Origin of the sequence: uncultured Jatrophihabitans sp. (assembly GCF_964246335.1) — a bacterium.
GTDB lineage: Bacteria > Actinomycetota > Actinomycetes > Mycobacteriales > Jatrophihabitantaceae > Jatrophihabitans.
Genome location: NZ_CAXTQF010000095.1, coordinates 1 through 8452 on the forward strand (window position 1 = coordinate 1; position 8452 = coordinate 8452).

Here is an 8452-nt window from a genome sequence, read left to right on the forward strand (position 1 = left end):
CTCGCCCTCGTAGCTCAGCGGACAGAGCGCCCGCCTTCTAAGCGGATGGTCGCAGGTTCGAACCCTGCCGGGGGCACCCGCCCCGACGTCGATTTCTCGTGCGCGCACTGCCGTGAACCCAGTACCGGCCACAGCCGGTCCCCGGCCGCTGCCCAGCCTGCGCCCACCGCGGCGCGCTGTACTGCTGGACCCGGCACACCGACCCGAGGAGATACGTCATGCACGTACCGTTCTGGGCCTGGATCGCGTTCGGCGCCGTCGTCGTCGTGATGCTCGCCATCGATCTCGTCGCGCACCGCAAGGCACACGTCATCGGCTTCCGCGAGGCCGCGTGGTGGAGCGTGGGGTGGGTGGCCCTGGCACTGATCTTCGCCGTCGTCGTGGCGCTGACGTTGGGCGGTAACGCCGGGGTCGAGTTCACCACCGCATGGCTGCTGGAGAAGAGCCTGTCGGTGGACAACCTGTTCGTCTTCGCGCTGATCTTCGGATACTTCAAGGTCCCGCGTGCCTACCAGCATCGCGTGCTCTTCTTCGGCGTGGTCGGCGCCCTGGTGTTCCGTGCGATCTTCCTGGCGGCCGGCGTCGCGATCGTCGACAAGTTCACCGCGATCCTGTTCGTGTTCGCCGCGGTGCTGCTGTGGAGCGCGTACAAGCTGACAAAGGACGAGGACGACAGCTACGACCCGGGCGCCAGCATCGCGCTGCGGCTCATGCGCAAGGTCGTCCCGGTCCGCGACGACTACGCGGAGACGAAGTTCTTCGTTCGCGAGCTCGGCAAGCGGGTGGCAACCCCGCTGCTGGCCGTGGTCGTCGCCATCGAGGCCGCCGACCTCGTGTTCGCCGTCGACAGCGTGCCCGCCGTGCTCGCCGTCAGCAATGACGCGTTCATCGTCTACTCCTCGAACGCGTTCGCGATCCTCGGCCTGCGGGCGCTGTACTTCCTGCTCGCCGGCCTCCTCGAGAAGTTCCACCTGCTGGCGAAGGGCTTGGCGGTCATCCTCGCGTTCATCGGCGTCAAGCTGACGCTGCAGGCCGCGCACAAGGTGATCAGCCCGGCCGTGCCGGAGATCCCGTCGCTGGTCAGCCTTGGCGTGATCGTGACGGTCCTGACGGCGTCCGTCGTGCTCAGCCTGCGCCGCCCGGCGGCGGCGCCGGGTCCGCAGCCCGCGACAGCGGACGCCGAGCCCCGTAATCTCGTCTCATCACCCACGGAGGGATAGGCATGACAGTCTCGGCATCGCGCAACCCCGGTACAGCAGGTGCGAAGTCCGTCCCGGACACCGTCGCGCAGTTGCGCGCAACCTTCAAGTCAGGTCGCACGAGGCCGATCGAGTGGCGGCTGGAACAGCTCGACGCGATCGTCCGGCTGCTCTCCGAGCACGAGAAGGACTTCATCGCTGCACTGGCGAAGGACCTCGGCCGCCCGCGCGTCGACGCGTGGCTCGCCGACCTCGCACCGGTGGTCACCGAGGCCAAGTACGCGATCAAGCACCTGCGGTCGTGGATGCGCCCGACGAAGGTCAAGGTGCCGATCAGCATCGCCCCGGCGAAGGCGTGGTACCAGTACGAGCCGCTCGGCGTCACGCTGATCGTCAGCCCGTGGAACTACCCGGTGCACCTGGCCCTGGCGCCGCTGGTCGGCGCCGTGGCCGCCGGCAACTGCGCGGTGGTCAAGCCGGCCGAGCAGACGCCGGAGTGCTCGGCGTTGATGGCGAAGCTGGTGCCGCAGTACCTCGACCAGCAGGCCGTCGCCGTGATCGAGGGCGCCGGCGACACGACCCAGGAACTGATCGACCAGGGCTTCGACCACTGCTTCTTCACCGGCAGCCCCGAGATCGGCAAGAAGGTCATGGCCGGTGCGGCGAAGCACCTGACACCCGTCACTCTCGAGCTCGGCGGCAAGAGCCCGGTGATCGTCGCCGACGACGCCAAGCTCAGCGTCGCGGCCAAGCGCATCGCGTTCGCGAAGCTGCTCAACTCAGGCCAGACCTGCGTCGCGCCCGACTACGTGCTCGTCGACCGCCGCGTGCGCGATGAGTTCGTCAACGAGCTCAACAGTGCGATCTCGTCGTTCTCCGAGTCGCCGTCACTGCCGATCATCAACGAAAGGCACGCCGGCCGGGTGGCTGCGCTGGTCGACGGCGCCGGCGGTGAGACGGTGCGCGGCGGCAAGGTCGAGGCCGACGCCAAGCGCGGTGAGCTGACGGTGATCGTCGATCCGGACGCCGATTCCGACCTGATGCGCGAAGAGATCTTCGGGCCGGTGCTGCCATTGGTCAGCGTCGATTCGATGGACGACGCGATCGCGCATGTCCAGCAGGGCCCGAAGCCGCTCGCCGTCTACCTGTTCAGCGAGAGCCGGGAGAACGAGCAGCGCGTGCTCGACGAGATCAGCAACGGCGGCACCGTCATCAACCAGCTGGTCTTCCACCTGCTGGTGCCCGGCCTGCCGTTCGGCGGCGTCGGCAACAGCGGCACCGGCGCGTACCACGGCAAGTGGGGTTACGAGACGTTCAGCCACCGCAAGGCCGTGTTGCGCAAGCCGACGTGGCCGGACCCGTCGCTGAACTACCCGCCGTTCAACCGCGTCAAGGAAGCGATCATGCGGAGGGTCTTCTAGCAGCGCCCGCGGTCGTCGTCGGCGCGGGCGCGGCTGGCGGCGTCGCGCATCTCGAACGCGTCGGTCGCCCAGTCGCCGAGTTCGCGCGTCACCTCGCGCACCGCGCCGCTGACGATCGTCGCGATGCGCCCGACGTGGCTGGCCGTGGACTCGGCGAGCATCTGCACGGTGTCCTTGCCGATCTCGTACCTGTCAACCATGGTTCCTCGTCCTGTTCGACGTCGCGCGCAGTCAGGCCGCGACGGGTTCGCGCTCGGCCCTGACGGTAGCCGAGGCGGGCGCGCCTGCGGGATCGGCCGCGGAGCGCCTCGGCAGCGCAAGGCGGAAGATCTTGCCCCACGTCGAGCCGATCTGCCGGCTGAGCCGGCCGGTGTTGTACGGCAGCCCGTACTTCTCGCACAGCTCGCGGACCTCGGCTGCGATCTGCGGGTAGCGACGTGCCGGGATGTCCGGGAACAGGTGGTGCTCGATCTGGTGCGACAGGTTGCCGGACAGGATGTGGAACAGCTTCCCGCCGGTGATGTTCGCCGAGCCCATCATCTGCCGCACGTACCACGCGCCGCGCGACTCGTCGGCCGTCTCCTCCGGGGTGAACGTGGCGGTGCCGCTCGGGAAGTGCCCGCAGAAGATGATGGAGAACGCCCAGAGGTTGCGGACCAGGTTGGCGGTGCCGTTGGCTGCCAGCGTCGCGGCGAACTGTGGCCCGCTGAGCGCCGGGAACAAGACGTAGTCCTTGAGCGTCTGCTTGCCGACCTTGCGCCAGATGGCGTCCAGCAACTCCTTGTTGTCGCTCATCTTGCGCTTGCCGCTGACCAGGTTCTCGGCCTCGAGGTCGTGCACGGCGACGCCGTACTGGAACAGCACCATCAGCAGGAACGCCCACACGGGGTTTCCGAGGTAATACGGGTTCCAGCGCTGGGCCTCGTCCATGCGCAGGATGCCGTAGCCGATGTCGCGGTCCTCGTCGAGGATGTTGGTGAACGTGTGGTGGATGTAGTTGTGCGAGTGCCGCCACTGGTCCGACGGGCAGGCGGTGTCCCACTCGAACTTCTTGGAGTTGAGCGCCGGGTCGCGCATCCAGTCGTACTGGCCGTGCATGACGTTGTGCCCGATCTCCATGTTGTCGAGGATCTTCGACAGCGAGAGCGCGGCAGTGCCGAACAGCCAGAACGGCGGCAGGATGCTCAGCAACAGCGACGCACGGCCGGTGGCCTCGAGCGCGCGCTGGGCCTTGATGATGTTGTAGATGTAGTCGCGGTCGGCCTTGCCGAGGTCGTCGACGACGCGTTGGCGCAGCTCGTCGAGTTCGCGGCCGAGCTGATCGATCTGGTCGTCAGTGAGCGGGATCTTGGTGCTGGTCATCGGTGATCGCCTTTCTGGACGTACGGATCACATGTCGAGTTCGACGGTGCCTACGGGCACGTTGATGCACAGCTGCACCTCGGTGTCCGGGTCGCTGTTCAGCTCGCCGTCGCGGACGTTGCGGGTGCAGCCGGACAGCTTGGTCTGCGTGCAGGAGAAGCAGATGCCCATCCGGCAGCCGTATTCGGGCTCGAGGCCGGCGGCCTCGGCCTGCTCGAGCAGGGTGGCGCCGGTGTTCGTGGCGCGCGCCCCGGTGCGCGCGAAGGCGACGTCGCCGGACACCTCGTCGGTCGCGCCGGCAACCGTTGACGCGAGCACGAACTCCTCGCTGTGCAGGGAGTCGTCGATGCCCTTCGCGGCGTAGTGCGCGCGGACGGCATTCATCAACGCTGGTGGCCCGCACAGATAGGTCTGCGCGTCGGCGTACCACGGGGCGGCCTCGGCCAGGTGCGTCTCGTCGAACAGGCCGTGCAGGTCACCGCCCGAGCGCTGCCGCGTGTAGGCGAGGACGACTCGCACATTGCGGTGCAGCAGTGCGATCTCACGTAGTGCGGTCAGGTGCGCGACGTCGGCCTCGGTGTCCGCGTAGTGCAGGAAGGTGACGTCACCCTCGTGGCCCTCGTCGCACAGCGTGCGCAGCATGGACAGCACCGGCGTGATGCCGCTGCCGCCGCTGACAAGCAGTACCCGGGCCGGCCGCGGCTGCGGCAGCGCGAACGTGCCGGCCGCCTGCGCCAGGCCGACGACGAGTCCCCGCCGGGCATGGCCCTTCAGGTACTGCGAGACGACGCCGTCCGGATGTGCCTTGACGGTCAGCTCGAGGCGGCCGTCGGCTCGGTGCGCGGAGCATGACGGCGAGAAACACCGGGTGCGCCGCACGCCGTCGACGTCGACGGTGAGCTGCACGTACTGGCCGGCCCGGAAGCCCTGCCACTGGCGGGTGGGGCGCAGGGTCAGGGTCACGCTGTCGGCCGTCGGGTGCGCGACGTCGGTGATCTCGGCGCGCAGCTCGCGGACGGTGAGCATCGGGTGGACGAGTTCGAGATAGCGGTCGAGGCCGTGCGGAGTGGCCAGGGCCTCGAGAGCGCGTAGTGCGCGGCTCGGCATGCCGATCTGCCTCCGTGTTCAGTGAACGCTCGTACACTGAACAGTGTGTTCGGCTCGCGCGGCACTGTCAACGCGGCCCGGTCGTGACCGTCCCCACGTCGAACCCGTGTTTACAGCCGTGCACGTGCGTAGTCTGCTCGCATGGGTGACAGCCGGTCACACAGCGAAAAAGGTCGCTCCCGCGACAGCGGCCGCTCGCGCGGGAGCACGCGACGGCCGTCGTCGCACGAGCGGCACGGCAGCGATTCGGCGCACAGCGGCTCGCGCGCAGAACGCAAGCAGCACACCCGGCGGCGGCTGCTCGACGTCACGCTGCGACTCATCGCCGATCGCAGCCTGGCCGGCATCAGCCTGCGCGAGGTCGCCCGCGAGGCCGGCATCGTGCCCACCGCGTTCTACCGGCACTTCGCGTCGATGGATGACCTCGGCATGGAGCTGGTCGACGAGTCGATGCGCCCGCTGCGGCAGGGCATCCGCGAGGCGCGCCGGGACCGCGTCGCGAACGGCGACATCATCGCCGACACCGTCGCCATCCTGAGCAAGCAGGTGCGCGACAACCCGGACCAGTTCCGCTTTCTCATGCACGAGCGTTACGGCGGCGTGCCCGCGGTGCGGCGCAGCATCGCCGCCGAGCTGCAGCTGTTCACCAGCGACCTGACCGTCGACCTCTCCCGGCTCACGGTCGGGCTGGACTGGACCACCGAGGACCTCGAGATGGCGGCGGGGCTGATGGTCATGGCGATGCTCGGCACCGTGATGGAGTTGCTCGACGGCGACGGCCGCTTTCCTGAGGACATCGATGCGGTGCTGGAGCGCGCACGCCGGCAGCTGCGCCTGATCACGCTCGGCATGGGCGCCTGGCGCAGCAAGCCCTGAGCCTCCCGATGCCGGCGCGGACGATGCCGGTGAGCGTGCCCAGGCGGACGAGCGCGCCGCTGTCGGCCCTTATGCCTGCGTCTCGTCGCTCGCCTGGGGCAACCCGGCAGCCACCTCGTCGACGATCTCGGCCAGCGCCAGGTCGTAGTCGGTGACCCCACCTGCACTGTGCGTGCTGAGCACGACGTCCACCCACCGCCAGCGCAACGCGAGGTCGGGATGGTGATCGAGCTGTTCGCAACGCGGCGCCAGACGGTTGATGAACTCGACCGCGGTGCCGAAGTCGGCGAACTCGATCGCCCGGCGTAGCTCGTCCGTCGAGCCCTGCCAGCCGTGGTGGCGCTGCGCCAGACTGCGGTCGATACTCTGCTGGTCGAGCAACGTGCGATTCATCGGCAGGCCTCTCGGTATAGCGTTGGCCTCATCATGACCGATCGTCTCGTCTGGATCGACTGCGAAATGACCGGCCTCGACCTGCGCCGTGACGCGCTGATCGAGGTGGCGGTCATCGTCACCGATGCCGAACTCACCGTGCTCGACGACGGGCTCAACGTCATCATCCATGCCGACGACACCGTGCTCGACGCGATGATCCCGTTCGTGCGCGACATGCACGCGTCGTCCGGGCTGACCGACGCCGTGCGCGCCTCGACGGTGACGCTGGGCGACGCGGAAACGCAGGTGCTCGACTACGTGAAGTCGCACGTGCCGGGTGCGAAGAGCGCACCGCTGTGCGGCAACTCGATCGCCACCGACCGCGGCTTCCTTGCGCGTGACATGCCCGCCCTGGACGAATACCTGCACTACCGCATGGTCGACGTGTCGTCGATCAAGGAGCTGGCCAAGCGCTGGTACCCGCGCGTCTACCACTCGCAGCCGGCGAAGGGTCTCGCGCACCGCGCCCTGGACGACATCAAGGAGAGCATCCAGGAGCTCGAGTACTACCGCAGCACGCTGTTCGTGCCCCAGCCCGGCCCCTCCTCCGAGGAGGCGCAGGCCGCGGCCAATGCGTTGCTCGCACCTGCGGGTGGCCAGGTAGACTGATCGCGCCTCGGCGGCTCGTCCGCCGGCACGGTGGGTGTAGCTCAGCTGGTAGAGCGCCGCGTTGTGGTCGCGGATGTCGCGAGTTCAAGTCTCGTCACTCACCCCGATGCGCCTCTGGCGCGGTGCGATCATGGCCGCGTGCAGGATCTGGATGAGGTACGCGCTGCCTTCATTCATCCGCACGCCTTCTGGAGCTCACCGCTCTACCGCACGATGTGCGAGCACGTCGCGGCCGACGACTTCTTGGTGCGCACCGCCGCGCACGCCCGGCCGGGTCAGGTACCGACCTTCGCCTTCTTCGCAGCCGTGCATGCCGCGCTGCTCGCCGGTGCCGAGCACCAGCTTGCGCAGTACTACCCATCGGTGCGCGGTGCACAGGCCCGCCCGCCGGACGAGCAGTTGGCCGCGACGCTCGCGGACTTCACCCGTACGCACCTCGACGCGATCGTCGCGACGCTGCAGACCCGTCTGGTGCAGACCAACCACGTGCAACGGGCGGTGGCGCTGCGGCTGGGCCTGGCAACCATCCGGGCCCGGACCGGGGGCGCAGCGGTGCACCTGCTCGAGATCGGCGCCAGCGCCGGTTTGCTGCTGCGTCACGACCGCTACGCCTATCGGCTCGGGGACCGGAACGCCGGCGACCGCACGTCGACGGTCCGGCTGCGCTGCGAGTGGCGCAGCGAAGTGCCCACCCCGGATCTCGACGCGATCCCGCCCATCGCCTCGACCACCGGCATCGACCTCAACCCGCTCGACCCGAACGACCCGGCCGACCGACGTTGGCTCGAAGCGCTGGTCTGGCCCGAGGACCGCGACAAGGCCGCCCTGCTCACGGCGGCGCTGCAGATCGCACGAGACGTACCGGTGTCGGTCCTCACCGGCGATGCCGTCGAGCTGTGCCCGCAGTGGGCGGCCGACCTGCCCGGGCCGCAGCCGCGGGTTGTGTTCCACTGCGCAACCCGCATGCACGTGCCCGCGCTTCGGCGACCGGACTTCGACGCGGCGATCGCCGCCGTCGGCGAGCACGCGCCGCTCTACCGCATCGCGAACGAAGGAGACGGTCTCGTCGTCACCGGGCCGGACGGCGAGCCGCTCAGTCACCACGACGTCGACGGGCACCTCGCTTGGGCTGCACCGAGTAACTAGTCGAGCCCAACCGCCGCCCCACTCGGCGGCGCCGTGCAGTTGCTCGACTGTCGCCGTGACCGCACTCAGGTGGGCCTCGCAGCCGCCTGTGCTGGCCGCGGGCCGACGCCGGACAGCGTGCTAATGTCGGTGCCCGGCCCACCTCGGTGGGCCGATCGTTTGACCCGCGCCGCTAGCTCAACTGGCAGAGCAGCTGACTCTTAATCAGCGGGTTGGGGGTTCAAGTCCCTCGCGGCGCACAAATGTGATCTCTCAAGACATCGCGGACAGCCTGAACCCTCAGGGGTCGGGCTGTTC

9 protein-coding genes and 3 tRNA genes are annotated in these 8452 nt (G+C 68.8%); 8 read left to right on the top strand and 4 right to left on the bottom strand.

Annotated features, from left to right (window positions below; genetic code table 11):
• Positions 1-3 precede the first annotated feature (3 nt).
• The 3 genes from ACFFCN_RS17695 (at position 4) to ACFFCN_RS17705 (ending at position 2620) form a co-directional block, all read left to right on the top strand.
• Positions 4-76: transfer RNA gene (locus ACFFCN_RS17695), tRNA-Arg, on the top strand.
• A 142-nt stretch (positions 77-218) separates the two neighbouring features.
• A complete protein-coding gene (locus tag ACFFCN_RS17700) occupies positions 219-1220 on the top strand; it encodes a TerC family protein (RefSeq protein ID WP_375493803.1) in 1002 nt (333 codons plus the stop codon).
• A gap of 2 nt (positions 1221-1222) precedes the next feature.
• Entirely contained in the window at positions 1223-2620 is a 1398-nt protein-coding gene (locus tag ACFFCN_RS17705) for an aldehyde dehydrogenase family protein (protein ID WP_375493805.1), read from the top strand.
• On the opposite strand, the gene ACFFCN_RS17710 is transcribed toward ACFFCN_RS17705, so the two are convergent.
• Genes ACFFCN_RS17710 through ACFFCN_RS17720 form a run of 3 tightly spaced genes read right to left on the bottom strand, consistent with a single transcriptional unit; the run spans position 2617 to position 5089 of the window.
• Positions 2617-2820: a hypothetical protein gene (locus ACFFCN_RS17710; protein WP_375493806.1), complete on the bottom strand. Its 204-nt coding sequence runs from the start codon at positions 2818-2820 to the stop codon at positions 2617-2619. The two genes, ACFFCN_RS17705 and ACFFCN_RS17710, sit on opposite strands and share 4 nt — an antisense overlap.
• Before the next feature lie 31 nt (positions 2821-2851).
• Entirely contained in the window at positions 2852-3982 is a 1131-nt protein-coding gene (locus ACFFCN_RS17715; protein ID WP_375493808.1) for a fatty acid desaturase family protein, read from the bottom strand.
• 27 nt (positions 3983-4009) lie between these two features.
• On the bottom strand, positions 4010-5089 hold the full coding sequence (locus ACFFCN_RS17720) for a ferredoxin reductase (RefSeq protein ID WP_375493810.1): 1080 nt from the start codon (positions 5087-5089) through the stop codon (positions 4010-4012).
• A gap of 141 nt (positions 5090-5230) precedes the next feature.
• Between ACFFCN_RS17720 and ACFFCN_RS17725 the strand changes: the two genes are divergently transcribed.
• On the top strand, positions 5231-5965 hold the full coding sequence (locus ACFFCN_RS17725; RefSeq protein ID WP_375493812.1) for a TetR family transcriptional regulator: 735 nt from the start codon (positions 5231-5233) through the stop codon (positions 5963-5965).
• 69 nt (positions 5966-6034) lie between these two features.
• Here the strand turns inward: ACFFCN_RS17725 and ACFFCN_RS17730 are convergent, their stop codons facing one another.
• Positions 6035-6358: a 4a-hydroxytetrahydrobiopterin dehydratase gene (locus tag ACFFCN_RS17730; RefSeq protein ID WP_375493814.1), complete on the bottom strand. Its 324-nt coding sequence runs from the start codon at positions 6356-6358 to the stop codon at positions 6035-6037.
• A gap of 33 nt (positions 6359-6391) precedes the next feature.
• Here ACFFCN_RS17730 and orn point away from each other — a divergent pair, with 33 nt between their 5' ends.
• The 4 genes from orn to ACFFCN_RS17750 all read left to right on the top strand — a co-directional run bounded on the left by orn (position 6392) and on the right by ACFFCN_RS17750 (position 8394).
• Positions 6392-7009, top strand: coding sequence for an oligoribonuclease (gene orn, locus ACFFCN_RS17735; RefSeq protein ID WP_375493816.1), 618 nt, complete (start codon positions 6392-6394; stop codon positions 7007-7009).
• A gap of 30 nt (positions 7010-7039) precedes the next feature.
• Positions 7040-7112 (top strand) — tRNA-His (locus ACFFCN_RS17740).
• A 35-nt stretch (positions 7113-7147) separates the two neighbouring features.
• Positions 7148-8155, top strand: coding sequence for a DUF2332 domain-containing protein (locus ACFFCN_RS17745; RefSeq protein WP_375493817.1), 1008 nt, complete (start codon positions 7148-7150; stop codon positions 8153-8155).
• Between the two features lie 166 nt (positions 8156-8321).
• Positions 8322-8394 (top strand) — tRNA-Lys (locus ACFFCN_RS17750).
• The last annotated feature ends 58 nt before the right edge of the window (positions 8395-8452 follow it).